Below are 25,596 nucleotides of genomic sequence, written 5' to 3'. Positions count from 1 at the left end.
CATCGCCCAAAGAAAACCGCGCCACCTGGGGGGCTGCCCTCAACCCCAGGAGTTAACGAATATGCAGACGACCACAATCTCTTTTGCAAACATGCACTTTCATGGCGAATTGTTCGCCAATGTTCTTCGCGCTCGTCGGCAGAGCTTTATTGTCCAGAATAACTGGGATCTGCCGCAGGCCGAAGGCATGGAGTTTGACCAGTACGACACGCCTGCATCGCGTTGGGTGGCCGTGCATGAACGTGGCGAGGTACTGGCCGGGATCCGCCTGACCCCGACCACCGCGCGCTGTGGGATCTATTCCTACATGATCCGCGACGCCCAGAAGGGCATTCTTGGCGGCTCTATCCCGCAGAACCTGCTGTATGAAGAAGCGCCGGTTGACGAACACATCTGGGAATCCAGCCGTGTCTTTGTCAGCCACGCCGTCCCGATGGGGCAGCGCCGCAAGGTCCATGCCGAACTGATCGCAGGGCTGAACCAGGCGGCGCGCGAACTGGGCGCGACCCGGCATCTTGGGCTGATCGACGCAAACTGGCCGCGCTGGTATCGCCGCTGCGGGATGGAGGGCGAGGCCATGGGCCCGGTCATGAACTTCGATGACGGTGCCTTCCAGTGCGTGGCGACGAATCTGGTCCAGAAGCTGCACTGACCCTTTTGTGCGGCTGACGGGAGGACTATCTTCACCCCGTCATGGCTGATTTGTTTGATACCTTTCCGGGCTCTGGTTCGGACCCGGACGCCCCGCGCAACACCCGCGCGGCACCGCTGGCCGACCGCATCCGCCCCAAAACCCTGTCCGATGTCATCGGGCAGGGTAAGGTGCTTGATCGCGACGGCCCGCTTGGCGCGATGCTGGCGGCGGGCAGCCTGTCATCGCTGATCCTGTGGGGACCGCCCGGTGTCGGCAAGACCACCATCGCGCGCCTGCTGGCCGCCGAGACCGACCTGCATTTCGTCCAGATCAGCGCGATCTTTTCCGGCGTGCCCGAACTGCGCAAGGTGTTCGAGGCCGCCAAGCTGCGTCGAAGCCAGGGCGGCGGCACGCTGCTGTTCGTTGATGAGATCCATCGCTTCAACCGCGCCCAGCAGGACAGTTTCCTGCCGCATATGGAAGATGGCACGATCCTGCTGGTCGGTGCCACCACCGAGAACCCGAGTTTTGAGTTGAACGCCGCGCTTTTGTCGCGGGCGCAGGTGGTCACGCTGAAGCGTCTCGACCTTGCCGATCTGGAACTGATGGCGCAGCGGGCCGAGCGTGAGCTGAGCCGCCCCTTGCCACTGGACGGCCCCGCCCGTGAGGCCTTGCTGGAAATGGCCGATGGCGACGGGCGCGCTGCTCTGAACCTGATCGAGCAGGTGATGGCTTGGAAGGTTGACGGCAAACTGACCACTGACCAGCTTTCGCAACGCTTGATGCGGCGCGCGACGCTTTACGACAAGTCGGGGGATGAGCATTACAACCTGATCTCTGCGCTGCACAAATCGGTGCGCGGCAGCGACCCGGATGCGGCGCTTTACTGGCTGGCGCGGATGCTGGAAGGGGGCGAAGACCCGCGCTATCTGGCCCGCCGCCTGACCCGGATGGCAATTGAGGATATCGGCCTGGCTGACCCTGCGGCGCAGCGGCACTGTCTGGACGCCTGGGCGCTGTATGAACGGCTGGGCAGTCCCGAGGGCGAGCTGGCGCTGGCACAGGCGACCATCTATCTGGCGCTGGCGCCGAAATCGAATGCCGGCTATGCCGCCTACAAGGCCGCCCGCGCCGAGGCAAAGCGGACCGGCAGCCTGATGCCGCCCGCCCATATCCTGAACGCGCCGACCAAGCTGATGAAGGAACAGGGTTACGGTGCGGGCTATGCCTATGATCACGACGCCGAAGACGCCTTCAGCGGCCAGAACTATTTCCCCGAGGGGATGAAGCGGCCAGTCCTTTATGCGCCGGTCGAGCGCGGCTTTGAGCGCGAGTTGAAAAAGCGGCTCGACTGGTTCGTCGGGCAGCGCGCCAAGCGGGGCAGTTGACGGCGAGGCCCCGGCAGGGCAGGGACGCGGGATGATGACGAATTTCCTCTTGGTGGCGGCGGGGGGCGCGATTGGCGCCTCGGCGCGCTATGGCGTCAACCTGACGGCGGCGCGGCTGCTGGGGGCGGGTTTCCCGGTGGCGACGCTGGCGGTGAACGTTGTCGGCTCGTTCCTGATGGGCGTGCTGGCGGTGGTGCTGCTGGACCGTGCCAGCCATCTGGCCCCCTTTTTGTTGACCGGCGTGCTGGGCGGCTTCACCACGTTTTCGGCCTTTTCGCTGGATACGCTGGCGCTGTGGGAACGCGGGCAGGGCGGACTTGCGGCTGGCTATGTCATTCTTTCGGTTGCGGCCTCGCTGCTGGCGGTCATCGCCGGGCTGGCCATTGGACGGAGTATTCTTGCATGAGCGGCGTGCAAACCATTCGCATCAGCGGCGATGAGGGCGATCAGCGCCTTGACCGTTGGCTGAAGAAGCGCTTTCCCCAGCTGACGCAGGGAGCGGTAGAAAAGATGTGCCGAACCGGCCAGATCCGCGTCGATGGCGGCCGGGTCAAGGCCAACAGCCGGATCGAGACGGGGCAGGAGGTACGCGTGCCGCCCTTGCCCGATGCCGCGCCGCGCCCAGCCGAGGAAGGGCCGCGCATCAGTGATGCCGATGCCGAGATGATCCAGAATGCGGTGATCTGGAAGGATCAGCATCTGATCGTGCTGAACAAGCCGCCGGGGTTGCCCTCGCAAGGCGGTTCGGGGCAGGGGAACCGGCATGTGGACGGCCTCAGCGAGGCGCTGAAATTCGGTTATAAGGAACGACCGAAGCTGGTGCATCGGCTGGACAAGGATACCTCTGGCGTGTTGGTGCTGGCGCGGACCGACCGCGTCGCCCGCGCGCTGAGCGAGGCGTTCCGCCATCGCGACACCCGCAAGATCTATTGGGCAGCGGTGGCGGGTGTGCCCAGCCCGAAGATGGGGACGATCCGTTACGGTCTGGTCAAGGCACCCGGCCATGGTCGCGGCGGCGAAGGCGAAAAAATGATCGCCGTCCACCCGCGCGACATCGACAAGACCGAGGGCGCCAAGCGCGCCACGACCGATTACGCGGTGCTGGACAATCTGGCGCAGCGGACCAGCTGGTGCGCGCTGGTGCCGATCACCGGGCGCACCCACCAGCTGCGCGCCCATATGGCCGAGCTTGGCCACCCCATCGTCGGCGACGGCAAATATGGCGGCTCGGGGCAGGAAAACCTTGGTGATGGCTGGGGTGCGCAACTGGGTGGCGAGATCAGCCGCAAGCTGCATCTGCATGCCCGCAGCCTGACCTTCACCCACCCGATCACCAAGCAGAAGATGACCTTCACCGCCCCCTTGCCCGATCATATGAAACGGACCTGGAAGACGCTCGGCTGGCATGAAAACGACGTGCCTGCAGACCCGTTCGAGGATCTGCAATGAAGCTGGTGGTCTTCGATGTCGATGGCACGCTGATCGACAGTCAGGCGCTGATCGTGGGCGCCATGGCGCAAGCGATGGAGGGCGTGGGCATCACGCCGCTGGACCGCAATCAGGTTCTGTCCATCGTCGGCTTGTCCCTGCCCATCGCGGTCGAGGTGCTGCTGCCTGATGAGACGCCCGCGCGCCGCGATGCAGTGGTCGAGGGCTATCGGCAGGCCTTCATGTCGCGCCGTATCAGTTCCGAGGCCCCGCTTTACCCGGGCGCGCGCGAATGCCTTGATGCGCTTGCGGATCGCGACGATCTGCTGCTGGGCATCGCCACCGGCAAGTCGCGCCGAGGGCTGGATGCGATGCTGGACCATCACGGGCTGCGTGGGCGTTTCGTGACGCTGCAAACCGCCGATAACCACCCGTCGAAGCCGCATCCGGCGATGCTGCTGGCCGCCTGCGACGAAGGCGGCGTGGCACCCTCGGCTGCGGTGATGATCGGTGATACAGTCTTTGACATGCAGATGGGACAGGCGGCGCGTACCGCCGCCTTTGGCGTAGGCTGGGGTTATCACGATGCCGACGCGCTGTCTGGCCTTGGGGTGTCGGTTGCTGGTGATTTCGACCAGCTTCAACAGATGATCGGGGAATGGTCGGAATGAGCGAATGGAAAGCACGCCGGTTTTGGAAAAGCGCCGAGGTCGAACCGGCCGAGGGCGGTTTTCGCGTCACCCTGGACGGCAAGCCGGTGATGACACCGGGCAAGCATCCGCTGATCCTGCCCACGCGCGCATTGGCGGATGCGGTTGCGGCGGAATGGGATGCCCAGCCCGAGGTGATTGCCCCCCTCGCGATGCCGCTGACCCGCGCCGCCAATTCGGCGATCGAGAAGGTGGCGCCGCAATTCGATGCCGTGGCCGACATGCTGGGCGCTTACGGCGGCACCGATCTGCTGAGCTATCGCGCCACCGAACCTGCGGATCTGACCAGGCGTCAGGCCGAAGGTTGGAATCCACTGCTGGACTGGGCGGGCGACCATTACGGCGCGCCGCTTGCGGTCACGGAAGGGCTTATGCCGGTGGCGCAGGACGCGGACGCGCTGGCGCGGCTGCGGGCGCGGATCGGTGAACTGGATGCCTATGAATTGACCGCGCTGCACGATCTGGTGACATTGCCCGGCTCGCTCATCCTCGGGTTGGCGGTGCTGGATGGCCGACTGACGGCGGACGAGGCCCATGCCGCCGCCCGTATCGATGAGGAGTTTCAGGCCGAACGCTGGGGCCGCGACGCAGAGGCAGATACAGCCGCCGAGGGCCGGCTGACGGCCATGCGCAATGCCGAAAGGTTGCTGTCACTTCTCAAGTCGTGAACGGTTGGGGCGACGCCGCGCTTGACGCCTCGCGACTGATCGGCACAATACCGCCTATCGGGTTCTCCATGCCCGGCTAAAACGACAGGCGGCGCGGCCGCCCCAACGGGAAGGGAAGCTCATGAAAACTACCGTGTTTCTCGGCGCGGCTGCAGCTACTGCGCTGATGGCCGGTGCTGGATTTGCTGCCGAAGGCGATACGCTGGCGCAGGTCAAGGCGCGCGGCGAATTGCTGTGTGGCGTCAATCCGGGTCTGGTGGGATTCGCCTCGCCCGATGCGAATGGCAATTGGAGCGGCTTTGACGTCGCCGTCTGCAAGGCCGTTGCCGCCGCGGTGCTGGGCGATGCCAGCAAGGTCAAATACATTCCGCTGACCGGGCAGACCCGCTTTACCGGTCTCGCCTCGGGCGAGGTGGACGTGCTGCCGCGCAACTCGACCTGGACCTTCTCGCGCGATACCGACCTCAAGCTCGATTTCATCGGTGTGAACTATTACGACGGTCAGGGCTTCCTGGTGCCGAAATCGCTGGGCGTCAGTTCGGCCAAGGAACTGGACGGGGCCACGATCTGCATCCAGACCGGCACCACGACCGAGTTGAACCTGGCCGATTATTTCAAGGCCAACAACATGGCCTATCAGCCAGTCAATATCGACAGCAATGCCGAGGGTGAGCAGCAATACCTGGCCGGCGCCTGTGATGCCTATACGACCGACGCCTCGGGTCTGGCGGCGACACGCGCGGCCTTTGCCAACCCGGCCGATCACGTGATCCTGCCCGAGATCATCTCGAAAGAACCGCTGGGGCCGGCGGTACGCCATGGCGACAACAACTGGGCCGATATCGTCCGCTGGACGCTTTACGCGCTGATCGCGGCCGAGGAGTACGGCGTCACCTCGGCCAATCTGGAGGAACTGTCGAAGTCGTCGCAGAACCCGGAAGTGCAGCGTCTGTTGGGCAGCACCGACAATCTGGGCCAGATGATGGGGCTGGACGCCGACTGGGCCAAGCGCGCCATCATGGCCAGCGGCAACTATGGCGAGATCTTCGCCGCCACCATCGGCGAACAGACCCCGATCGGGCTGGCGCGCGGGCTGAACGCGCAATGGACCCAGGGCGGACTGATGTACGCCATGCCGTTCCGCTGATCGGCCACATGACAAGCGACGCGCGGACCCGTTCCGCGCGTTTCGCATTCCGGGACAAGACGGGACCAATCCTGCGCCGGATTACAGGGAGATTTGAATGACCGAAAGCGCCCCGGCCGGCCCGCCCGCGCCGCCCTTCCGGCTGAGCATGCTGATTTATGATCGGCAGTACCGCTCGCTTACCATTCAGGTGGTGGTGTTCATCCTGCTGATGCTGCTGGTGTCGTGGATCGTGCATAACACGGTCCTGAACCTTGCGCGGCTGGGCAAGGACATCAATTTCAGCTTTCTGTTCAACCGCGCGGGCTATGACATCCCGCAGCAGCTGATCCCCTATGACAGCGACGACACCCATCTGCGCGCCGCCATGGTGGGGCTGCTGAACACGCTTTACGTCTCGCTTCTGGGCTGCATCGCCGCGACCGTTCTGGGGGTTGTCGCGGGGGTGCTGCGGCTGTCGAACAACTGGCTGATCGCCCGGATCATGACCGTCTATGTCGAGATCTTCCGCAATATCCCGCTGCTGCTGTGGATCCTGATCATCTATGCCGCCTTCACCGAAATCACCCCCGGCCCGCGCGAATATCGCGGCGAGAATGCGCGCGAAATGTTCCTTGGGCTGTTCGCCCCGACCAATCGCTATACCGCCATCCCCTCGGTCATCGCGGAACATTCGCCCGGCGTGCTGGCCATCGGCCGGATCGAGATCCCGTGGCTTGCAATCATGGGCATCGTCTTCTTTATCGCGGCCATTGTCCTGCGGCGCTGGGTCAATGCGCGTGCGCAACGCATCCAGAACAGCACCGGCCGCAGGCCCACGACCTGGTGGATCAACCTGGCGCTGTTCGCGGTGCCGCCCATCGCGATCTGGCTGATCTTCGGACTGCATCTGGAAGTGCCCGAACTTGCCGGGTTCAACTTCAAGGGCGGGATCAATGTCGACAACTCGCTGGTGGCGCTATGGTTGGCGCTGTCGCTGTATACCGGGGCATTCATCGCCGAGATCGTCCGCGCCGGCATTCTTGCCATCAGCAAGGGCCAGACCGAGGCCGCCTATGCGCTTGGCCTTTCCCCCGGCTGGACGATGAACCTGGTAATCCTGCCGCAGGCGCTGCGGGTCATCATCCCCCCGCTGATCTCGCAATACCTGAACCTCATCAAGAACAGCTCGCTGGCGGTGGCGGTGGGGTACATGGACCTGCGCGGCACGCTGGGGGGCACCACGGTCAACCAGACCGGACGAGAGATGGAGGGCATCCTGCTGATGATGGCGATCTATCTGTCCATCAGCCTCAGCGTGTCGGCGGTGATGAACATCTACAACAACCGCGTCAAGCTGAAGGAGCGGTAGGATGAGCACGCAAACCCTCTCGCCCGCTTATGTCCGCAGCGACATGCTGCCTGCCGCCGCGCCGCCGCACCGACAGGAAGGCGCGATCAGCTGGCTGCGCGACAACCTGTTCTCGGGCTGGTTCAACAGCTTGCTGACGCTGCTGGGGCTGGCGATCATCTGGTCGCTGGTCAGCCATTTCTGGCCGTGGTTCGCCCATTCGGTCTGGAATGCGAACAGCCTTGCCGAATGCCGCCAGATCATCGCCGAGAAATGGGGCGACGGCGCAAACGGAGCCTGCTTTGCGGTCATCCGGGTGCGCTGGCACCAGTATATCTTCGGCTTCTATCCGCGCGCTGAATATTGGCGGCCGATCCTGACCATGGGCCTGCTGTTCGTGGCAATCGCGCCAGTGCTGTTTTCGGTCAATGCCAGCATCCGCCGCTGGGTGCTGGCCGGGGCGGGGCTGTTGTGCATGGTGTTGCTGGCGGTGACTGCATCGCCTGACTGGAGCGTTGTTCTGGTCTGGCTGCTGTTCGCGGCGGCCTTGCTGCTGGCCGAATATGCGCCGGGGCGGCTGCTGATCGTGACGGTGTTTTATCCCGTGCTGGCGGTCTGGCTGCTGTGGGGCGGCAGCCCGTGGTATCCGTTCATGCTGCTGATGGGCTTTGCGGTCGGCTATGGCGTCTCGGCGCTGGTGCCGCGCGGGATGTCTGCCGCGACGGGGATCGTGGTGACAGTGCTGTGGTGGGTCTTCCGTGCCGCACCGGTCGCCGGTCTTGTCACGCAGATCCTGCCGCTGAGCCTGCCCGCGATCCAGTCCTCGGTCTTCGGGGGGTTCCTTTTGTCCGTGGTGATCGGTGTATCCGCCATCGCGTTGTCGTTGCCGCTGGGGATCCTTCTGGCACTGGCGCGGCAGTCGAACATGTTCATCATCTACAGCCTTGCCGTGGTCTTTATCGAGTTCATCCGCGGCGTGCCGCTGATCACGCTGCTGTTCGTGGCGCTGGTGCTGCTGAAATACTTCCTGCCGCCGGGCACGAATTTCGACCTGATCCTGCGCGTCATCATCATGGTCACCCTGTTCGCCGCCGCCTATATGGCCGAGGTAATCCGGGGCGGTCTGGCCGCGCTGCCAAGGGGCCAGTACGAGGCCGCCGATTCGCTGGGCCTCAATTACTGGCAGGCGCAGCGGCTGATTATCCTGCCGCAGGCGCTGAAGATCTCGATCCCGGGCATCGTCGGCACCTTCATCGGGGTCTTCAAGGACACCACGCTTGTCGGGCTGATCAACCTTTATGACCCGCTGAAAGGGATTTCCGACGTGGTGCGTTCGGAATTCGCCTGGAAAGGCATCTATTGGGAGCCGTTCATCTTCACCGGCACCATCTTCTTCGTCATCTGCTTCTCGATGTCGCGCTATTCGATGTATCTCGAACGCCGGCTGAGCCGCGAACACCGCTGAGGGATCATGTCCAGTCAGACCCAAACCCCGACCGAAATGCCGCGCCTCGGCGCAGACACCGCCATCCAGATCCGCAAGATGAACAAGTGGTATGGAAATTTCCACGTCCTGCGTGACATCGACCTGAATGTGGCAGTCGGCGAACGCATCGTCATTGCCGGCCCGTCAGGGTCGGGAAAATCGACGCTGATCCGCTGCATCAACCGGCTGGAGGAACACCAGTCCGGCCAGATCATCGTCGATGACATCGAACTGACCAACGATATCAAGGATATCGACAAGGTGCGTTCGGAAGTCGGCATGGTCTTCCAGCATTTCAACCTGTTCCCGCATCTGACCGTGTTGGAAAACTGCACGCTGGCGCCGATCTGGGTGCGCAAGATGCCGAAAGCGCAGGCCGAGGAAACCGCCATGCGCTTTCTGGAAAAGGTGCGCATCCCCGAACAGGCGCAGAAATATCCGGGCCAGCTGTCAGGCGGCCAGCAGCAGCGCGTGGCCATCGCCCGGTCGCTGTGCATGGAGCCCCGGATCATGCTGTTCGACGAGCCCACCTCGGCGCTTGACCCCGAGATGATCAAGGAAGTGCTGGATACCATGATCGAGCTGGCGGATACCGGCATGACCATGCTGGTCGTCACCCATGAGATGGGCTTTGCGCAGGCCGTGGCCGACCGGGTCATCTTCATGGATCAGGGCCAGATCGTCGAACAGAACACGCCGACCGAATTCTTCAACAATCCGCAATCGGATCGTACAAAGCTGTTCCTCAGCCAGATCCTTGGACACTGACCGGGAACCGGGTCGTGCGACACATTGTTGTTCCCTCAGCAACCGAGGAGAGCAACCATGGCTGACGACCTCAAGACCGAATTCCAGGACCGACTGAAGAAAATCAATACCGGCATGCTGCAGGCGGGCGACCGTTTCCTGCCCATGTCGCACAGCATAATCGAGGGTGACCCGAACCTTTGGTTCATCACGGCCAAAGGCACGCCCATGGCTGATGCTGCGGCGCAGGGTGCCGATGCGACTTATCTGGTCTGCAGCGACGGCAAGGGGCTTTATGCGGACATCACCGGCACTCTGACCCTGTCCGACGATGCCGCGAAACTGGACGAGGTGTGGGGCGTCATCGCCTCCAGCTGGTTCGAGGACGGCAAGGCCGATCCCGACCTGCAACTGGTGCGCTATGCGCCCAAAAGCGCCGAGGTCTGGGTGACCGAAGGTGGCGCGATCGGCTTCCTCTATCAGATCGCCAAGGCCAAGATCACGGACGAAAAGCCCGATCTTGGTCAGCATGGCACCATCACGCTGGCCTGAATGGCGCGCTTGCCGCTGGTCACCCGACCCGAGGGACTTTACTGCCCCTCGGGCGGTTTTTTCATCGATCCCATGCGGCCGGTGGATCGCGCGCTTATTACCCATGCCCATGCAGACCACGCCCGCGCGGGTCACAAGGCGGTGCTGGCCACCCGGCAGACACTTGACCTGATGGCGATCCGCTATGGAGATGACTTTGCAGGGGCGCGGCAGGTTGCCGACGGGGTGATGCAGGTCGGTGACGCGACGGTCAGCTTTCACCCCGCAGGGCATGTGTTGGGATCGGCGCAGATTTCGGTTGCGGCTGACGGTCAGCGCGTCACTGTGTCCGGCGATTATGCCCGCGTGGCCAACCCATCCTGCGCGCCATGGGAACCGGTTCCCTGCGACATCTTCGTGACCGAGGCGACATTCGGTTTGCCGGTCTTTCATCATCCCGACCCCGCGACCGAGGCGCAGAAGCTGCTGGCATCCGTCGCGGCATTCCCGGAGCGCGCGCATATCGTCGGGGCCTATTCGCTGGGGAAGGCGCAGCGCGTCATCATGCTGCTGCGGCAGGCTGGCTGGGACGCGCCGATCTATATTCACGGCGCGCTGCAACGCATCTGCGACTATCACATTGCCCAAGGCATACCGCTTGGCGATTTGCGGCCCGCGACCGATGACTGCATGAAAAAGGCCGATTTCGCAGGCCATATCATCATTGCGCCACCGTCGGCGTTCGAGGCGACCTGGGCGCAGCGCTTCCCCGACCCGGTGCTGGCATTCGCAAGCGGCTGGATGTCGGTGCGCGCCCGCGCGCGACAGCGCGGGGTAGAGCTCCCGCTGATCATCTCGGACCATGTCGACTGGGCCGATTTGACGCGCACCATCGAAGAACTGAACCCGGCCGAGACATGGGTGACGCATGGCCGCGAAGACGCGGTGATCCGCTGGTGCGAATTGCAGGGCCGCGCAGCCCGCCCGCTGCATCTGGCCGGATACGAGGATGAGGCCGAATGAAGGATTTCGCGGCCCTTCTGGAACGTCTGGCCTTCACGCCGCAGCGCAATGGCAAGCTGCGGCTGTTGGCGCAGTATTTCACTGCCGTCCCGGACCCTGAACGCGGGCTGGCGCTTGCCGCGCTGACCGGCGATCTGAAGCTGCGCGCCGTCACGGCCTCGTTGCTGCGGGGGTTGGTGGCGGAACGGGTGGACCCGGAACTGTTCGCGATCAGCTATGATTTCGTGGGGGATCTGGCTGAAACCATCGCGCTGATCTGGCCCGAGCCTGACGCACCGCCCAACGACACGGATCTGCCCCTGCCGCAGCTGGTGGAAGAGCTTCAACAGACCGGCAAGGCGGGCCTTCCCGCACTGATCGCATCGCGGCTGGACGCGCTGAACGCCTCGGAACGCTATGCCTATCTGAAGCTCGCGACCGGGGGGATGCGGGTTGGCGTTTCGGCCCGGTTGGCACGGGCGGCCTTTGCGGAATACGGCAAGCTGCCTTTAACCGAGATTGAGGAGATCTGGCACGGGCTGAAGCCGCCCTATTTGGAACTGTTCGCCTGGGCCGAAGGGGGTGACAAACCGGAATCGGCCGCACTTGCGCCCTTCCGGCCCGTCATGTTGTCGACGGCGACGGATCTGGATGCGCTGAGCGCGCTTAATCCCGCGGATTATGCCGCAGAATGGAAATGGGACGGTATCCGTGTTCAGGCGGTCTCCGATCAGGGAACGCGACGGCTGTATTCCCGCACGGGCGAGGATATTGGCGGCGCATTCCCCGACTTGCTGGATCGGCTTGATTTCGACGGGGTGATCGACGGCGAATTGCTGGTCAGGCGCGGCGATCAGGTCGGCACGTTTGGCGAGCTTCAGCAGCGCCTGAACCGCAAGACCGTGTCCAAGAAGCTGCTCGAAAGCCATCCGGCAGGACTGCGTGCCTATGACCTGCTGCTTTGGGGTGGCGAGGATCTGCGCGCGCTGCCCTTCGACAGTCGCCGGGCGCGGCTGGAACTGGCGATCGCTGGGCTGGGCGATCCGCAGATCGACGCCTCGGCGCTTCTGGAATTCAGTACATGGGACGATCTGGCCGCACTTCGCGCCGATCCGCCAGATGCGGTGATCGAAGGCGTCATGATAAAGCGCCGCGACAGCCCCTATCTGGCGGGTCGAATGAAAGGCCCGTGGTTCAAATGGAAGCGAGATCCCTTGGTGATCGACGCGGTGTTGCTATATGCCCAACGTGGCCACGGAAAACGCTCTGGCTATTATTCGGATTTCACCTTCGGGGTCTGGGACGGGGAAGAACTGGTGCCGGTCGGAAAGGCCTATTTCGGCTTCACGGATGATGAACTGAAGGCGCTCGACCGCTTCGTGCGCAACAACACTGTGGACCGCTATGGCCCCGTTCGCGCGGTTAAACCCACCAAGGTGGTCGAGGTCGCCTTCGAAGGGCTGAACCGATCCGCGCGGCATAAATCGGGCGTCGCCATGCGCTTTCCCCGCATCAGTCGCATCCGCGACGACAAGCCTGCCGCCGAGGCCGACCGGATCGAAACCCTGCGTGCCATGCTGCCGCCCGAGGTGACATGAGCCTTCCCGAAAGGATCATCGACTGGTTCGGCAGACAGGGATGGGAACCCCATCCTCATCAGCTTGAACTGTTCAAGGCGCAAGATGATACGCTGCTGATCGCGCCGACGGGCGGCGGCAAGACTCTGGCGGGGTTTCTGCCAACGCTGGCCGATCTGATGGAAGGTCCGCATCAGGGGATGCACACGGTTTATGTCTCGCCCCTCAAGGCGCTGACCCATGACATAGCCCGAAACCTGTCGCGGCCGGTCGCGGATCTGGGGCTGGATATCCGGATCGAGGACCGCACTGGCGATACCGGGGCCGCGCGCCGTGCCCGCCAGCGGGTCGATCCGCCGCAGATCCTGCTGACCACACCGGAAAGTCTGGCGCTGATGCTCTCCTACCCGGAAGCGCCGCGCATCTTCGCCAACCTGAAACGGGTGGTCATCGACGAGATCCACGCTCTTGCCGAAAGCAAGCGCGGCGATCAGCTGATGCTGGGGCTGGCGCGGCTGCGCAATCTGGCGCCGGGGCTGCAGGTCGCGGCGCTGTCGGCCACGGTCGAGGACCCGGGCGCTTTGGCCGAATATCTGGGCGGGGCGCGGATCGTGCTGGCCGATCCCGGTCCCGCGCCCGACATCGCCATGCTGGACACCGCCCAGCCGCCGCCCTGGGCCGGGGGCGGCGGGCGCTATGCCGCCCGCGACGTGATGGCCGCAATCGAAGTCGCCCGGCTGACGCTGGTCTTCATCAACACCCGCGCGCAGGCCGAATTGTTCTTTCAGGCGCTCTGGGACGTGAACGACAGGAACCTGCCCATCGGATTGCATCATGGCAGCCTGTCGCGCGAGGTCCGCACACGGGTCGAGGCCGCGATGGCGGCGGGCGAATTGCGCGCGGTGGTGGCCACCGGCAGCCTTGATCTGGGGATCGACTGGGGCGATGTGGATCTGGTCATCCAGGTCGGCGCACCCAAGAACGTCAAGCGGCTGGTGCAGCGGATCGGGCGGGCCAATCACCGCTATAACGCCCCATCGCGCGCCCGGATCGTGCCGGCCAACCGCTTCGAGGTGATCGAATGCACCGCCGCCCTGCAGGCCGTGGCGGCGGGCGATCTGGACGGCGAGGGGCGCGGCCCGGTGGCAAAGTGGGGCGGGCTGGACGTGCTGTGCCAGCAGATACTGCTGACTGCCTGCGCCGGTCCATTCGATCCGGCCGCCCTGTTCGCCGAATTTCGCAGCGCCGGCCCTTACGGGGCGCTCAGCCGGGCGCAGTTTGACGACTGTCTGGATTTCGTCGCCACCGGTGGCTATGCGCTGCGCGCCTATGATCGCTGGCAGCGGTTGGTTGAACGCGGCGGCTTGTGGCAATTGCGCGATCCTCGCGCGGCGCGGATGATCCGCATGAATATCGGCACCATTACCGATACCGAGACGCTGAAGGTCCGCCGCCGGCATGGCGGCGCCCCCTTGGGCGAAATCGAGGAAAGCTTCGCCGCCACCCTGACCGCTGGTGATACCTTCCTGATTGGCGGCCAGACCGTGCGCTATGACCGGCTGCGCGACATGGTGGTCGAAGTTACGCCGAAACCCAGCCGTAGCCCCAAGATCGCTGTGTTCAGCGGCACCAAGCTGGCGACCTCGACCCAGCTTTCGGCGCGTGTGCTGGATCTGATCGGCGATCCCGCCAAATGGGCGTCGCTGCCGGGCGAGACCCGCGACTGGCTGGCATTGCAACGCGAGATTTCGGTTCTGCCACAGCCCGGAACGCTGACCTGCGAAAGCTTTCAACGCGCCGGGATGCACTATTTCTGCGCCTACAGCTTCGCGGGACGCAATGCGAACCAGACGCTGGGCCTGCTGCTGACCCGGCGGATGGAGGAGGCGGGCCTTGGCCCCTTGGGTTTTGTCGCCACTGATTACGCGCTGCTGATCTGGTCGATGGATCCGGTCACCGACCCTGCGCCCTTCCTGACATCCGAAAGCCTGCACGCCGGGTTGGAGGACTGGCTGGCTGAGAATGCGGTCATGAAACGCAGCTTTCGCAATGTCGCTACCGTGGCGGGGCTGCTGCATCGCAATCTTCCCGGGCAGCGCAAATCCGGGCGGCAGGCGACCTTTTCCAGCGACATCATCTATGACACGCTGCGCCGCCACGACCCAGAGCACCTGCTGCTGCGCCTGACCCGAGTCGAGGCGATGCGCGGTCTTGTCGATTTCGGCCGGATCGAGGAAATGCTGGCCGCCCGCCCGCTGATCGTCCACGCGACGCCGCCCCATGTGACCCCGCTGGCCGCGCCCCTGTTGCTGGAGGTCGGAAAGGTGCCAATCGCCGGCCTTGGCGAGGATCGCCTGATGGCCGAGGAGGCGGCGCGCATGATGGCCGAGGCCGGGCTGGCGGCGTGATGGCGGATCATCCCTTCTGCTTTGCCGGCCGCGATTTCGTCGCCCGCCCCTCTGGCGCGCTGTATTGGCCCGCCGAGGGGATGCTGATCCTGTCGGACCTGCATCTGGGCAAGTCCCAGCGTATGGCCAGACGGGGGGGCACGCTGCTGCCGCCGTTCGAGACGCGCGAAACGCTGGATCGGCTGGCAGCCGAGATTCAGGCCATCCGCCCCGCGCTGCTGGCCTTGCTGGGCGACATCTTCGACGATGATGCAGCGGGGCAGGCGCTGCCTGCGCCAGAACGGGCGCAGTTTGACAGCCTGCTCTCGACGCAGCAGAGCTTTCTGGTCGCGGGAAATCACGATGGGGGATCCGGCGCCCCGCTGCTGCGGCATTCCGGGCTGCAATTGCGCCATATCGCGGCGCCGGGGCAGGGGCCGGACATCTCGGGGCACTATCACCCCAAGGCGCGTATCGCCGGGCGCAGCCGGGCAGCTTTCCTGGTCGGCCGTGATCATTTGATCCTGCCTGCCTTCGGGCACTACACCGGCGGCCTGCGCCATGACCACCCCAGCCTTCAGGCACTGGTTCCCAACGGGATCGCGATTTTGACCGGACAGCGGGCGCTGGCTATTCCGCTGCGCTACACCGGCTGACCGGGCCTAATGTCCGGTCTTCGCTGCGGGACGTTCGGCCGGGACAGGATTGTCGGCATAATAGGCCACCAGCCTTCCCATAAGCGCAAACAACTTGTCCCGGTCACGGCAGTTCAACGGCTGCAGAAGAAACTCCTGACGTTCCAGCACCCTGTCACGCAGCTCCAGCCAATAGGCCTCGCCGTCGAGCGTAAGGCTCAGTGCGTTGAAGCGGCGATCCGATTTCGGCTTGTCACGCTGGACCAGGCCCTTGGCTTCCAATTCCCCGATCAGCTTGGTGACGGCGGACTTCTTCATCACCACTGCATTGGCCAGGTCGTTCTGCGATATCCCCGGATTCAGCGCGATCAGGCTGATCAGCGACAACGTGCCGCTGACGGTATCCCATTCACGATGAAACTCGGCATTGGCCAACCGCACATGGGCGAACAGGACGCGGGCCATGAATGAAATATCACCCGCCAAGTAGCCAAGTTCGATCTTGCTGGAAGCAACAGGTTCGTAATCGAAATCCTTCATTTAAAATGCTCACTTTCTCTGCCGTGGCCCGATTTCATACCGAACTGTTGGAACGGCATGCCGGGAAGTCGCGGCTTCTATTTCAAGCCTGCCTATAGACGAATGTTAATTTCCCTACGTCAACAGCTTGTTTTGCCGGATGCGCGAATCTTGCACTTTCCGCTACGGAAAGTGGCAAGGATCGTGCGTCAGACGTGGTGTCGGCGGTCGCACGCGGTTCAATCGCTTGCGATGGTGAGCCGTTCAAGCAGGCCAAAAGCGCCCAGATCCCGTTGATCTGAGAGCAGAAAAATGAAGCGCCTCGGTGCATGCGCTGACTATCTGCGCCTGATCGTCGACTTTCAGCCTAACATTTATCGCAATACCCTGCGCAAGCCGTCCTGCACTTTCAGCAGCGGTTCCAGATACAGGCCGACCAGATCGCCAGCATCTGCCTGCACCGCCGCGACGCCCGTATTCAGCGCGGCCACAACGCGGTCATGCACCGAATAGATCGGCACCGCGATGGATCGCAGCCCCTGCTCGACCTCTTGATCGATCACGCAATAGCCATCGCGGCGGGCGGCGGCGATGCGGGACATGATGTCGGCCGGATCGGTCAGGCTATAGGGGGTGCGGGGCGTCAGGTCGGAGGCCTCGATAATGGCGCGGGCATCGGCCTCTGGCAGCGCCGCCAGCAGCACCCGCCCCATAGAGGTGCGATGCGCGGCAAGCCGCGAACCGGGCATCAGGCCGATCGACATCACCCGCCGCTGCGCCGCGCGGGCCAGATAGACGATCTCGGTCCCGTCAAGGATCGAGACCGAGGTCGATTGCCCTATCCGCTCTGACAGCTGATCCAGCCAGGGCTGCACCACCTGTGCCAGCGGCATCGCCGCAAGCGCGCCCATGCCAAGCCGAAGGACGCGCGCGGTCAGGGTGAAGAACTTGCCGTCATAATCGGCATAGCCCAGTTCATGCAGCGTCAGCAGGCAGCGCCGCGCGGTGGCGCGATCTAGCCCGGTGACCGTCGCCACGTCGGAAATGGACATGCGCGGCTGTTCGGCGCGAAACGCCTCGATCACCTGCAGTCCTTTGGCCAGCGAGCCGACGATATCCGATTTGTTCGCCATGCGCACAGAAAACATCGCCATGCGAACTAATGTCAATATGCGCACGGAATGGCTTGCCGCTCGGCTTCGGCGGCGCCTAGTTTGCCGGTGAAATGCAGGAGGGTTCATGGACAAACGTATCGCAGACCTGGCCGAGGCCGTCGCAGGAATTCCCGACAATGCCACGGTGATGATCGGGGGGTTCGGCGGCTCTGGCGCGCCGATCGAGTTGATCCACGCGCTGATCGACCGATACCTCGCGACCGGCAGCCCGAAGAACCTGACGGTCATCAACAACAATGCCGGCAATGGCCATGTCGGCATCGCCGCGATGATCGAGCAGGGCATGGTCGCGAAGATGGTCTGCTCGTTCCCGCGTTCGGCCGATCCGCGCGTCTTTACCGAGAAATACCTGGCCGGAGAGATTGCGCTGGAGTTGGTCCCGCAGGGCACGCTGGCCGAACGCATCCGCGCCGGAGGTGCGGGGATCCCCGCCTTCTACACGCCGACCGGCTTCGGCACCGATCTGGCCAAGGGCAAGCCGGTGGCCGAATTCGACGGGCGTTCCTATGTGCAGGAACGCTGGCTTCGGGCGGATTTCGCGCTGATCAAAGCAGAGATCGGCGACCATCTGGGCAACCTGACCTACCGCATGGCCGCGCGGAACTTCGCGCCGCTGATGGCGACGGCGGCAACCCGGACCATCGCGCAGGTCAGCCAAGTGGTCGAACCGGGCGGTATCGATCCCGAAGCGGTCGTCACCCCCGGCATCTTCGTCGATGCGGTCGTGTCGGTCCCGCACCCGGCGCAGGAAGAAGACCTCAACCGCGCAAAGGTAACCCATCCCGAGGTGGCAGCATGACAACCAGACTTTCCAACGCACAAATCGCCTGGCGCGCGGCGCAGGACATCGCGGATGGCGCCTATGTCAACCTTGGCATCGGTTTCCCTGAAATGGTCGCCCGCTTCCAGCCCGAGGGCCGGCAGGCGGTGTTTCACACCGAAAACGGCATTCTGGGCTTTGGCGAGGCGCCGCAGCCCGGTGAAGAAGACTGGGATCTGATCAATGCCGGCAAGAAGGCGGTGACGATCAAACCCGGTACGGCCTTTTTCCACCACGCCGACAGCTTCGCCATGGTGCGGGGCGGTCATCTGGATGTGGCAATCCTCGGCGCCTATCAGGTTGCGCAGAACGGTGATCTGGCGAATTGGTCGACCGGGCCGAAGGGCGTGCCCGCGGTGGGCGGCGCGATGGATCTGGTCCACGGTGCCAAGCGCGTCGCGGTGCTGACCGATCACACCACCAAGGACGGCAAGCCGAAGCTGGTTCAGCAATGCACCCTGCCGCTGACCGGCGTGGGCTGTGTCACGCGCATCTATACCTCGCTTGCCGTGGTGGATGTCGAGGATGGCCGCTTCGTGCTGCGCGAAAAGCTGGCGGCGGTGTCGCTGGACGAATTGCAATCCCTGACCGGCGCGCCGCTGCATATCGACGGTAGCGTGGCCGATCTGACCGTGCCGGAGGTGTAAGATGGCTGAAGCCTATATCTGCGACTATATCCGCACCCCCATCGGCCGCTTTGGCGGCGCGCTTTCATCCGTCCGCACCGACGATCTGGGGGCGATCCCCTTGCGTGCGCTGATGGCGCGGAATGCCGGCGTCGACTGGCAGGCCGTCGATGACGTCATCATGGGCTGCGCCAATCAGGCGGGCGAGGATAACCGCAATGTCGCGCGCATGTCGCTGCTGCTGGCCGGCCTGCCGATCGAGGTGCCGGGCACCACCATCAACCGGCTTTGCGGGTCGGGCATGGACGCGGTGATCGCCGCCGCCCGCGCCATCAAGGCAGGCGAGGCAGAGCTGATGATCGCGGGCGGCGTCGAAAGCATGTCGCGCGCGCCCTTCGTGATGCCCAAGGCCGAAAGCGCCTTCAGCCGCAGCAATGCGGTTTACGACACCACCATCGGCTGGCGTTTCGTCAATCCGGCGATGGATGCGCAATACGGCACCGACAGCATGCCGCAGACCGGACAGAACGTGGCCGATGAGTTCGGCATCAGCCGCAAGGCACAGGACGCCATGGCGCTTGCCAGCCAGACAAAGGCCGCCGCCGCGCGAGAGCGCCTCTCGGTCGAGATCACACCGGTCAGCGTCCCGCAGCGCAAGGGCGATCCGGTGCTGGTGACGCAGGATGAACACCCCCGCGACACCACCGCCGAGGCATTGGCCAAGCTGAAGCCGCTGTTTGCCAATGGTTCGGTCACGGCGGGCAATGCCTCGGGCGTGAATGACGGGGCCGCGGCGCTGATCGTGGCGTCTGAGGCGGCGGCTAAACGCTACGGGCTGACCCCGATCGCCCGCGTCTTGGGCGGCGCCACGGCCGGTGTCGCGCCGCGCATCATGGGTTTTGGCCCCGCGCCCGCGTCCCGCAAGCTGATGGCGCGGCTGGGGCTGTCTCAAGCAGATTTCGACGTGATAGAACTGAACGAGGCCTTTGCAAGTCAGGGTTTGGCGACGCTTCGCGACCTTGGCATCGCCGACGACGACCCGCGCGTGAATCCCAATGGCGGGGCGATTGCGCTTGGCCATCCGCTTGGCATGTCGGGGGCGCGCATCACCGGCACGGCGGCGCTGGAACTGGCACGAGGGGGCGGCAAGCGCTCGCTATCCGCCATGTGCATCGGCGTCGGTCAGGGCATAGCGCTGGCGCTGGAGCGAGTGTGACCGCCGGGCCTAATCTCCGGCGCTGTCAGGCAGGTTGTTATCCGCAAGCCAGACCGGGTTTTCGGCATACATGTCGCTGATCAGCCGCTTGACCAGATCGAGATGGCGCGATCTGTCGCCCGCCCGATGATAAAGTATAACGGGCGAGGTCGCACCGGGGTTGTCTATCACCCGATACCGCAGATCGGACCGCATCTGCCGCGCGGAGGACGGAATGATGCAGATCCCCGAATCCGCCGCGACCAGACCAAGCGCGCTCTGGATCTCGCGCATTTCCAGCACCTCGCCGGGGCGGATGTCGTGATCCTGCAACAAGGTCAGGATCTGGTCGGCATAGCTTGGGCGCGGCGCGTTCGGATAAACGATCAGCCGTTGTCCCGCCAGCATCGACAGCGGAAGCGGCCCATCCTGCTGCGCCAGCGCCGAATCCTCGGGCAGCGCAACCACCAGCCGCTCTTGACGCAAGACGGTGCTGGCGATGTTCGGATCGTGATGCTTCAGGCGGCCGATGCCCAGGTCGATGCGGCCTTCCTTCAGGGCCGGGACCTGCTGGATCGACAGCATCTCCAGCAATTGAATATCCAGTTCCGGCGTGTTCTGGCGCAGCTTGCGGATCAGTGTCGGCAAGCCGCCGTAAAGGGTCGAGGCGACGAAGCCGATCGACAGCACCTGATTGCGGTTCAGCCCGACGCGTCGGGTGGCGTCCTTCATCTGTTCAACCCGGCCAAGGATTTGCAGCGCCTGTTCATAGAACAGCCGCCCGGCATCGGTCAGCTTGATCGGGCGGCTGTCGCGCAGGATCAGGGTGATGCCCAATTCCTCCTCCAGCAGCTGGATCTGCCGGCTTAGCGGCGGCTGCGCGATATGCAATGCCGCGGCGGCGCGGGTAAAGTTCCGCTCGCGCGCGACGGCGGTGAAATAGCGCAATTGCCGAAGCTCCATCTCGATTCTCCCGCTCTCGCGCTCTGTTGCTGCCTTTATTTCGGGTATTCTGCCACCCGGCAAACCGCTGAATGGCCGAGTGTTTTCGATAATAATACCCTGAAGGTATCGTTTCAAATGCAAATGGTGTTGGACGGATAGGTCCGGCCGGGCGCATTTTTGCGACATGGAACAGTCACACGCCCCTTTCGCCACAGGCACCGCCGCCCCGGTCATCACGCGGGTGGAAACGGTGATCATCGATCTGCCGACGATACGGCCACATAAGCTGTCGGTTGCCACCATGAACGGACAGGTGCTGATGCTTGTCCGCGTGCATTGCAGCGACGGGATCGTCGGTGTGGGCGAAGGCACCACCATCGGCGGGTTGGCCTATGGCGGCGAAAGCCCGGAAAGCATGAAGACCAATATCGACTGCTGGGTCGCGCCGGTGATGGTTGGTCAGGATGCGACCCGTGTGCAGGCGCTGATGGCCCGCATCGGCAAGATGGTCCGCGAAAACCGCTTTGCCAAATCCGCTATTGAGACTGCGTTGCTGGATGCGCAGGGCAAACGGCTTGGCCTGCCGGTCAGCGAGTTGCTGGGCGGGCGGAGGCGTGACCGGCTGCCAGTGGCATGGACGCTGGCCTCGGGTGATACCGCCCGCGATATTGCCGAGGCCGAGCGGATGCTGGACCTGCGCCGCCACAATGTCTTCAAGCTGAAGATCGGTGCCCGCGCGATCCGCGACGACATTGCCCATGTGGCGGCGATCAAGTCGGCGCTTGGCGACCGGGCGGCGGTGCGCGTCGATGTGAATATGGCATGGAGCGAAAGCGATGCCGCCTTTGGCATGGCCGCGCTGGCAGATGCGGGATGCGAGTTGGTGGAACAGCCCGTCGCCCATACCGCCGCGCTGACCCGGCTGGTGCGCCGCTTCCCGGTCGCGCTGATGGCCGATGAATCGCTGACCGGCCCGGAAAGCGCGTTTGAACTGGCCCGGACCCACGGCGCCGATGTTTTCGCGGTCAAGCTGGAACAAAGCGGCGGTGCCTTCAACGCGCTGCGCGTCGCCGCCATCGCCGATGCTGCGGGGATCGGGCTGTACGGAGGCACCATGCTGGAGGGCGCGGTTGGCACCGTGATTTCTGCCCATGCCTTCGCCACTTTCGCCAATCTGCAATGGGGCACCGAACTGTTCGGCCCCCTGCTGCTGACCGAGGAAATCCTGACAGAGCCGCTGGATTACAGCGATTTCGAGCTGACCGTGCCGACAGGCCCCGGCCTTGGCGTGACGCTGGATGATGACCGCGTGGCCTTCTTTTCCCGCGACGGCATTCGCAAGACGATCAGCCTGGCCGGAAGGAAGGTGTGACAATGCTGTATCATGTGACGATGGACGTGAAGATCCCGCGCGATCTGCCCGCCGATGAACGGGCCGAGATCCTTTCCCGCGAAAAGGCCTATTCGCAGGAACTTCAGCGTCAGGGCAAGTGGCGCCATATCTGGCGGGTCGCCGGCCAATACGCGAATGTCAGCATTCTCGATGTGCGGGACAATGCGGAACTGCACGAAATCCTGTCCGGCCTGCCCCTGTTTCCGTTCATGGAAATCACGGTCACGCCGCTGCTGCGCCACCCGTCTGCAATTCGAGAGGACGACAGCTGATCCCAACGGGACCGCAAAACGCCGTCCCGCCCAGTTTCAATATGAATCCAGGAGGAGAACCCAAATGACCGTCAAGATATTCGACCGTCCCGACATTCAGGAATTCCTGAACGAGCTTAGCGGGCTGAACAGCGCCGATGGCAATCCGCGCATGAAGGAAATCACCCACCGGCTGATGTCGGACCTGTTCCGCGCCATCGACGACCTGAACATCACCCCCGACGAATACTGGCAGGGCGTCGCCTGGCTGAACGATCTGGGCGCCGCCGGTCAGGCGGGTCTCATCTCGCCCGGCCTCGGGCTCGATCACTTCATCGACGAACGGCTGGACGCCATCGACGCGGAGCTGGGCATCGAAAACCCGACGCCGCGCACCATCGAAGGCCCGCTTTATGTGGCGGGTGCGCCGGTCGAACAGGGCTTTGCCCGTCTGGACGATGGCCGCGACACCGACGGCCAGACGCTGATCATGCATGGCACCGTCCACGGCGCTGACGGCAAACCGCTGCCCGGCGCGCAGGTGGAGGTCTGGCATTGCGACACCCGCGGCTTCTATTCGCATTTTGACCCGACCGGGCTGCAATCCGATTTCAACATGCGCCGCACCATCATCGCCGACGATCAGGGCCGCTATAAATTCCAGAGCATCCTGCCCAGCGGTTACGGTGTGCCCCCCGGCAGCCCGACCGAAAAGCTGCTGACGGCGCTCGGCCGCCACGGCCAGCGTCCCGCCCATATCCATCTGTTCGTCAGCGCGCCCGATCATCGCAAGCTGACCACCCAGATCAATATCGAGGGCGACCCGCTGATCGATGATGATTTCGCCTATGCCACCCGCGAAGGCCTGGTCCCGCATGTGGTCGAACGCAGCGACGAAGAAAGCATCCGCGCCAACAACCTGAACGGCCCCTTCGCCGAAATCAGCTTCGACATGCATCTGACCGCGCTTGTCGACGGTGTCGACAACCAGATCAACGAACAGCGCCGCCGCGCCGCAGCCTGAGGCCGCATCACCGGGCGGCCTGACACAAGCGCCGCCCGGACCCTGAACCCGACAATTCATCACCGACATTGGCAGGGGCTTGCCCGCGAACAGCGCATCCCCTGGGGAAGGAGAACTCATGTCCGCGATCATCGAAAAAGCCCGCGAACTGGACCACCTGCTGAAGGTGGCCGTGCAAGACGATCACGAAGCCGGCCTGTACCGCTGCCGCCGCGATATCTTCACCAACGAAGACCTCTACGAACTGGAGATGAAGCACATCTTCGAAGGCAACTGGGTCTACCTGGCCCATGAAAGCCAGATCCCGGAAATCAACGACTATTACACCACCTGGATCGGTCGGCAGCCCGTCGTCATCACCCGCGACAAAACGGGCGAGCTGAACGCCGTCATCAATGCCTGCGCGCACAAAGGTGCCATGCTGTGCCGCCGCAAGCAGGGCAACAAGGGCAGCTTTACCTGTCCCTTCCACGGCTGGACCTTCTCGAACACCGGTAAGTTGCTGAAGGTCAAGGACGCCAAGACCACCCAATATCCCGAGCAGTTCAACACCCATGGCTCGCATGATCTGACCAAGGTTGCACGTTTCGAAAGCTATCGCGGATTCCTGTTCGGCAGCCTGAACCCCGACGTCGCGCCCTTGCAGGAATATCTGGGCGAAACCACCACCATCATCGACCAGATCGTCGATCAGGCCCCCGAAGGGCTGGAGGTGCTGCGCGGCAATTCCTCCTACATCTATGACGGCAACTGGAAGCTTCAGATGGAAAACGGCTGTGACGGCTATCACGTCAGCTCGGTCCATTGGAACTATGCCACCACCATGGACCGCCGCGCCGAAACCGGCACCAAGGCCGTGGACGCGAATAGCTGGAGCAAATCGGTCGCTGGCGTTTACGGTTTCGACAACGGCCATATCCTGCTGTGGACCAACACCAAGAACCCAGAGGTGCGCCCGGTCTATAACCGCCGCGAGGAAATCGCCGCCCGTCTGGGCGAGGACAAGGCCGGCTTCATCGTCAACCAGACCCGCAACCTGTGCCTTTATCCGAACGTGTTCCTGATGGACCAGTTCAGCACCCAGATCCGCGTCGTCCGCCCGCTTGGCGTCGACAAGACCGAAGTCACCATCTTCTGCTTCGGCCCCAAGGGCGAAAGCGCCGAGGACCGCGCCAACCGCATCCGCCAATACGAAGATTTCTTCAACGTCTCGGGCATGGGGACATCGGACGATCTGGAGGAATTCCGTGCCTGCCAGACCGCCTATGCCGCGCCGCTGTGGAACGACATGTCGCGCGGTGCGCCGCTTTGGATCCACGGCCCGGACGACAACGCCAAACGCATTGGCATCAACCCGGTCGTGTCGGGCGAGCGCAGCGAGGATGAGGGGCTGTTCGTCGTGCAGCACGAATAGTGGGCGCAGGTCATGCGCGATGCGCTGGCGTCCGAGAAGAAGGGAGAAGCGGCATGAGCCTCGATAACATCACAGCCACCACGGATTACAACGCCGTCTGCGCCTTCCTGTACCGTGAGGCGCGCCTGCTGGATGATCGCGAATGGGACGAATGGCTGGAATGCTATGCGCCCGATGCGACCTATTGGATGCCCGCATGGGACGACAACGACCAGCCGACCGAGGACCCGCAATCGGAAATCTCGCTGATCTATTACCCCGACCGCAGCGGGCTGGAAGACCGCGTCTTCCGCATCAAGACCGAACGTTCGGGTGCCTCCACGCCTGAGCCGCGCACCAGCCACGCCGTCCAGAATGTCGAGGTGATCGAGGATCGCGGGGATGAGATGGATGTCCGCTACAACTTCCACACCCTCAACCACCGCTACAAGACCACGGATCAGTTTTTCGGGACCATGTTCGTGACCCTGCGCCGGGCCGACGGCGGGCTGCTGATCGCCGCCAAGAAGATCGTGTTGAAGAACGACTACATCCGCCAGGTCATCGACGTCTACCACGTCTGAC

At 63.7% G+C, this 25,596-nt stretch carries 26 protein-coding genes; 23 read left to right on the top strand and 3 right to left on the bottom strand.

What is annotated here, in order from left to right; all coding sequences use genetic code 11:
• The first annotated feature begins 61 nt into the window (after positions 1-61).
• The 15 genes from G7044_RS16840 to pdeM all read left to right on the top strand — a co-directional run bounded on the left by G7044_RS16840 (position 62) and on the right by pdeM (position 15,691).
• Positions 62-652: an acyl-homoserine-lactone synthase gene (locus tag G7044_RS16840; protein WP_166331004.1), complete on the top strand. Its 591-nt coding sequence runs from the start codon at positions 62-64 to the stop codon at positions 650-652.
• Positions 653-693: 41 nt separating this feature from the next.
• Positions 694-2,022 (top strand): replication-associated recombination protein A, encoded by a 1,329-nt coding sequence (locus G7044_RS16835; protein WP_166331002.1) that lies wholly within the window; start codon positions 694-696, stop codon positions 2,020-2,022.
• A 31-nt stretch (positions 2,023-2,053) separates the two neighbouring features.
• Positions 2,054-2,428 carry a fluoride efflux transporter CrcB gene (gene crcB / locus G7044_RS16830; protein ID WP_166331000.1) on the top strand — a complete coding sequence of 125 codons (375 nt, stop codon included), beginning with the start codon at positions 2,054-2,056 and terminating at the stop codon, positions 2,426-2,428.
• Positions 2,425-3,471, top strand: a complete 1,047-nt coding sequence (locus G7044_RS16825) for an RluA family pseudouridine synthase (RefSeq protein WP_166330998.1) — start codon at positions 2,425-2,427, stop codon at positions 3,469-3,471. The genes crcB and G7044_RS16825 overlap by 4 nt, the downstream gene beginning before the upstream one ends.
• Complete coding sequence (locus G7044_RS16820) at positions 3,468-4,121, top strand: HAD-IA family hydrolase (protein ID WP_166330996.1); 654 nt, start codon at positions 3,468-3,470, stop codon at positions 4,119-4,121. Before G7044_RS16825 ends, G7044_RS16820 begins: the two co-directional genes overlap by 4 nt.
• The gene (locus G7044_RS16815) at positions 4,118-4,828 is read left to right on the top strand and encodes an ATP12 family chaperone protein (protein ID WP_166330994.1); all 711 of its coding nucleotides are present in this window, start codon (positions 4,118-4,120) and stop codon (positions 4,826-4,828) included. Before G7044_RS16820 ends, G7044_RS16815 begins: the two co-directional genes overlap by 4 nt.
• Before the next feature lie 121 nt (positions 4,829-4,949).
• Positions 4,950-5,975 carry an amino acid ABC transporter substrate-binding protein gene (locus G7044_RS16810; protein WP_166330992.1) on the top strand — a complete coding sequence of 342 codons (1,026 nt, stop codon included), beginning with the start codon at positions 4,950-4,952 and terminating at the stop codon, positions 5,973-5,975.
• Positions 5,976-6,072: 97 nt separating this feature from the next.
• A complete protein-coding gene (locus G7044_RS16805; protein ID WP_235931373.1) occupies positions 6,073-7,326 on the top strand; it encodes an amino acid ABC transporter permease in 1,254 nt (417 codons plus the stop codon).
• A gap of 1 nt (position 7,327) precedes the next feature.
• Positions 7,328-8,770 carry an amino acid ABC transporter permease gene (locus G7044_RS16800; RefSeq protein WP_166330965.1) on the top strand — a complete coding sequence of 481 codons (1,443 nt, stop codon included), beginning with the start codon at positions 7,328-7,330 and terminating at the stop codon, positions 8,768-8,770.
• A 6-nt stretch (positions 8,771-8,776) separates the two neighbouring features.
• On the top strand, positions 8,777-9,559 hold the full coding sequence (locus G7044_RS16795) for an amino acid ABC transporter ATP-binding protein (RefSeq protein ID WP_207630349.1): 783 nt from the start codon (positions 8,777-8,779) through the stop codon (positions 9,557-9,559).
• A gap of 57 nt (positions 9,560-9,616) precedes the next feature.
• Positions 9,617-10,090: a pyridoxamine 5'-phosphate oxidase family protein gene (locus tag G7044_RS16790; protein WP_166330963.1), complete on the top strand. Its 474-nt coding sequence runs from the start codon at positions 9,617-9,619 to the stop codon at positions 10,088-10,090.
• Positions 10,091-11,092, top strand: coding sequence for a ligase-associated DNA damage response exonuclease (locus G7044_RS16785; RefSeq protein ID WP_166330962.1), 1,002 nt, complete (start codon positions 10,091-10,093; stop codon positions 11,090-11,092). It begins immediately after the preceding gene.
• Positions 11,089-12,669 carry a cisplatin damage response ATP-dependent DNA ligase gene (locus tag G7044_RS16780; RefSeq protein ID WP_166330961.1) on the top strand — a complete coding sequence of 527 codons (1,581 nt, stop codon included), beginning with the start codon at positions 11,089-11,091 and terminating at the stop codon, positions 12,667-12,669. The genes G7044_RS16785 and G7044_RS16780 overlap by 4 nt, the downstream gene beginning before the upstream one ends.
• Positions 12,666-15,056, top strand: a complete 2,391-nt coding sequence (locus G7044_RS16775) for a ligase-associated DNA damage response DEXH box helicase (RefSeq protein WP_166330960.1) — start codon at positions 12,666-12,668, stop codon at positions 15,054-15,056. Before G7044_RS16780 ends, G7044_RS16775 begins: the two co-directional genes overlap by 4 nt.
• Positions 15,056-15,691 carry a ligase-associated DNA damage response endonuclease PdeM gene (pdeM, locus tag G7044_RS16770; protein ID WP_166330959.1) on the top strand — a complete coding sequence of 212 codons (636 nt, stop codon included), beginning with the start codon at positions 15,056-15,058 and terminating at the stop codon, positions 15,689-15,691. Before G7044_RS16775 ends, pdeM begins: the two co-directional genes overlap by 1 nt.
• Positions 15,692-15,697: 6 nt before the next feature.
• Here the strand turns inward: pdeM and G7044_RS16765 are convergent, their stop codons facing one another.
• Positions 15,698-16,210, bottom strand: a complete 513-nt coding sequence (locus tag G7044_RS16765; protein ID WP_166330958.1) for a MarR family winged helix-turn-helix transcriptional regulator — start codon at positions 16,208-16,210, stop codon at positions 15,698-15,700.
• Positions 16,211-16,563: 353 nt separating this feature from the next.
• Positions 16,564-17,322, bottom strand: a complete 759-nt coding sequence (locus tag G7044_RS16760) for an IclR family transcriptional regulator domain-containing protein (protein WP_166331061.1) — start codon at positions 17,320-17,322, stop codon at positions 16,564-16,566.
• Between the two features lie 106 nt (positions 17,323-17,428).
• Here G7044_RS16760 and G7044_RS16755 point away from each other — a divergent pair, with 106 nt between their 5' ends.
• The 3 genes from G7044_RS16755 to pcaF are packed head-to-tail and all read left to right on the top strand — an operon-like array spanning position 17,429 to position 20,026.
• Positions 17,429-18,163 carry a 3-oxoacid CoA-transferase subunit A gene (locus G7044_RS16755; RefSeq protein WP_166330957.1) on the top strand — a complete coding sequence of 245 codons (735 nt, stop codon included), beginning with the start codon at positions 17,429-17,431 and terminating at the stop codon, positions 18,161-18,163.
• Positions 18,160-18,831, top strand: a complete 672-nt coding sequence (locus G7044_RS16750; protein WP_166330956.1) for a CoA transferase subunit B — start codon at positions 18,160-18,162, stop codon at positions 18,829-18,831. The genes G7044_RS16755 and G7044_RS16750 overlap by 4 nt, the downstream gene beginning before the upstream one ends.
• Before the next feature lies 1 nt (position 18,832).
• A complete protein-coding gene (gene pcaF / locus G7044_RS16745; RefSeq protein ID WP_166330955.1) occupies positions 18,833-20,026 on the top strand; it encodes a 3-oxoadipyl-CoA thiolase in 1,194 nt (397 codons plus the stop codon).
• 9 nt (positions 20,027-20,035) lie between these two features.
• On the opposite strand, the gene G7044_RS16740 is transcribed toward pcaF, so the two are convergent.
• Positions 20,036-20,968, bottom strand: a complete 933-nt coding sequence (locus tag G7044_RS16740; protein WP_166330954.1) for a LysR family transcriptional regulator — start codon at positions 20,966-20,968, stop codon at positions 20,036-20,038.
• Positions 20,969-21,134: 166 nt separating this feature from the next.
• Between G7044_RS16740 and G7044_RS16735 the strand changes: the two genes are divergently transcribed.
• The 5 genes from G7044_RS16735 to benB all read left to right on the top strand — a co-directional run bounded on the left by G7044_RS16735 (position 21,135) and on the right by benB (position 25,595).
• Positions 21,135-22,322, top strand: coding sequence for a muconate/chloromuconate family cycloisomerase (locus G7044_RS16735; protein WP_166330953.1), 1,188 nt, complete (start codon positions 21,135-21,137; stop codon positions 22,320-22,322).
• Between the two features lie 2 nt (positions 22,323-22,324).
• Positions 22,325-22,615 carry a muconolactone Delta-isomerase gene (catC, locus tag G7044_RS16730; protein WP_166330952.1) on the top strand — a complete coding sequence of 97 codons (291 nt, stop codon included), beginning with the start codon at positions 22,325-22,327 and terminating at the stop codon, positions 22,613-22,615.
• 64 nt (positions 22,616-22,679) lie between these two features.
• Positions 22,680-23,618: a catechol 1,2-dioxygenase gene (catA, locus tag G7044_RS16725; protein WP_166330951.1), complete on the top strand. Its 939-nt coding sequence runs from the start codon at positions 22,680-22,682 to the stop codon at positions 23,616-23,618.
• A gap of 118 nt (positions 23,619-23,736) precedes the next feature.
• Positions 23,737-25,032 (top strand): Rieske 2Fe-2S domain-containing protein, encoded by a 1,296-nt coding sequence (locus tag G7044_RS16720; protein ID WP_166330950.1) that lies wholly within the window; start codon positions 23,737-23,739, stop codon positions 25,030-25,032.
• A 53-nt stretch (positions 25,033-25,085) separates the two neighbouring features.
• Positions 25,086-25,595 carry a benzoate 1,2-dioxygenase small subunit gene (benB, locus tag G7044_RS16715; RefSeq protein WP_166330949.1) on the top strand — a complete coding sequence of 170 codons (510 nt, stop codon included), beginning with the start codon at positions 25,086-25,088 and terminating at the stop codon, positions 25,593-25,595.
• The last annotated feature ends 1 nt before the right edge of the window (position 25,596 follow it).

Source organism: Paracoccus xiamenensis, assembly GCF_011308835.1.
GTDB classification, from domain to species: Bacteria; Pseudomonadota; Alphaproteobacteria; order Rhodobacterales; family Rhodobacteraceae; genus Paracoccus; species Paracoccus xiamenensis.
The sequence above is the reverse complement of the archived record's forward strand: the minus strand, read 5'-3'. Positions and strand labels throughout refer to the sequence as shown.

Excerpts from the sequence above, each read along its gene's own strand:
- G7044_RS16810 (WP_166330992.1), top strand. The coding sequence starts at position 4,950 with ATGAAAACTACCGTGTTTCTCGGCGCGGCTGCAGCTACTGCGCTGATG.
- pcaF (WP_166330955.1), top strand. The coding sequence starts at position 18,833 with ATGGCTGAAGCCTATATCTGCGACTATATCCGCACCCCCATCGGCCGC.
- G7044_RS16780 (WP_166330961.1), top strand. The coding sequence starts at position 11,089 with ATGAAGGATTTCGCGGCCCTTCTGGAACGTCTGGCCTTCACGCCGCAG.
- G7044_RS16755 (WP_166330957.1), top strand. The coding sequence starts at position 17,429 with ATGGACAAACGTATCGCAGACCTGGCCGAGGCCGTCGCAGGAATTCCC.
- G7044_RS16800 (WP_166330965.1), top strand. The coding sequence starts at position 7,328 with ATGAGCACGCAAACCCTCTCGCCCGCTTATGTCCGCAGCGACATGCTG.
- crcB (WP_166331000.1), top strand. The coding sequence starts at position 2,054 with ATGATGACGAATTTCCTCTTGGTGGCGGCGGGGGGCGCGATTGGCGCC.
- G7044_RS16740 (WP_166330954.1), bottom strand. The coding sequence starts at position 20,968 with ATGGAGCTTCGGCAATTGCGCTATTTCACCGCCGTCGCGCGCGAGCGG.
- pdeM (WP_166330959.1), top strand. The coding sequence starts at position 15,056 with ATGGCGGATCATCCCTTCTGCTTTGCCGGCCGCGATTTCGTCGCCCGC.
- G7044_RS16735 (WP_166330953.1), top strand. The coding sequence starts at position 21,135 with ATGGAACAGTCACACGCCCCTTTCGCCACAGGCACCGCCGCCCCGGTC.
- G7044_RS16775 (WP_166330960.1), top strand. The coding sequence starts at position 12,666 with ATGAGCCTTCCCGAAAGGATCATCGACTGGTTCGGCAGACAGGGATGG.
- G7044_RS16790 (WP_166330963.1), top strand. The coding sequence starts at position 9,617 with ATGGCTGACGACCTCAAGACCGAATTCCAGGACCGACTGAAGAAAATC.
- G7044_RS16785 (WP_166330962.1), top strand. The coding sequence starts at position 10,091 with ATGGCGCGCTTGCCGCTGGTCACCCGACCCGAGGGACTTTACTGCCCC.
- G7044_RS16795 (WP_207630349.1), top strand. The coding sequence starts at position 8,777 with ATGTCCAGTCAGACCCAAACCCCGACCGAAATGCCGCGCCTCGGCGCA.
- G7044_RS16825 (WP_166330998.1), top strand. The coding sequence starts at position 2,425 with ATGAGCGGCGTGCAAACCATTCGCATCAGCGGCGATGAGGGCGATCAG.
- G7044_RS16720 (WP_166330950.1), top strand. The coding sequence starts at position 23,737 with ATGTCCGCGATCATCGAAAAAGCCCGCGAACTGGACCACCTGCTGAAG.
- G7044_RS16765 (WP_166330958.1), bottom strand. The coding sequence starts at position 16,210 with ATGAAGGATTTCGATTACGAACCTGTTGCTTCCAGCAAGATCGAACTT.
- catC (WP_166330952.1), top strand. The coding sequence starts at position 22,325 with ATGCTGTATCATGTGACGATGGACGTGAAGATCCCGCGCGATCTGCCC.
- G7044_RS16805 (WP_235931373.1), top strand. The coding sequence starts at position 6,073 with ATGACCGAAAGCGCCCCGGCCGGCCCGCCCGCGCCGCCCTTCCGGCTG.
- G7044_RS16840 (WP_166331004.1), top strand. The coding sequence starts at position 62 with ATGCAGACGACCACAATCTCTTTTGCAAACATGCACTTTCATGGCGAA.
- G7044_RS16760 (WP_166331061.1), bottom strand. The coding sequence starts at position 17,322 with ATGGCGAACAAATCGGATATCGTCGGCTCGCTGGCCAAAGGACTGCAG.
- G7044_RS16820 (WP_166330996.1), top strand. The coding sequence starts at position 3,468 with ATGAAGCTGGTGGTCTTCGATGTCGATGGCACGCTGATCGACAGTCAG.
- benB (WP_166330949.1), top strand. The coding sequence starts at position 25,086 with ATGAGCCTCGATAACATCACAGCCACCACGGATTACAACGCCGTCTGC.
- catA (WP_166330951.1), top strand. The coding sequence starts at position 22,680 with ATGACCGTCAAGATATTCGACCGTCCCGACATTCAGGAATTCCTGAAC.
- G7044_RS16750 (WP_166330956.1), top strand. The coding sequence starts at position 18,160 with ATGACAACCAGACTTTCCAACGCACAAATCGCCTGGCGCGCGGCGCAG.
- G7044_RS16815 (WP_166330994.1), top strand. The coding sequence starts at position 4,118 with ATGAGCGAATGGAAAGCACGCCGGTTTTGGAAAAGCGCCGAGGTCGAA.
- G7044_RS16835 (WP_166331002.1), top strand. The coding sequence starts at position 694 with ATGGCTGATTTGTTTGATACCTTTCCGGGCTCTGGTTCGGACCCGGAC.